1 protein-coding gene is annotated in these 275 nt (G+C 52.7%); it reads left to right on the forward strand.

What is annotated here, in order from left to right; genetic code table 11:
* The coding region (locus SB756_RS29860; RefSeq protein WP_410913194.1) for a hypothetical protein at positions 1 to 275 on the forward strand (275 nt) is incomplete at both ends.

Genomic DNA, 275 nt, shown 5'->3' on the forward strand with positions numbered 1-275 from the left:
CGCGTCGAATCGTCATTAAAGGCATCTGCTGGCATGGACAGGCTAACGCCGGGACTGTCGACACCGCGGCCAAAGTCACCGTCACGCCTGAACAGTGCAGTAACACGCAGCCGTTCTTTGAAAATACCATTGTCGGAGGCCAGATCGTCAATATCTTCTGCTTCAAGGCGCAAAGTACCGGGGGAACCGTCTTTAAGCTGCAGGATACGCTCGACAGTAAGTTCGATCAGATTTACAGCTCCAATACCTTTTCACGGGTGTTTGATGTCGGCTGG

Origin of the sequence: Pseudomonas sp. SIMBA_068, assembly GCF_046534705.1 — a bacterium.
Taxonomy (GTDB): domain Bacteria; phylum Pseudomonadota; class Gammaproteobacteria; order Pseudomonadales; family Pseudomonadaceae; genus Aquipseudomonas; species Aquipseudomonas putida.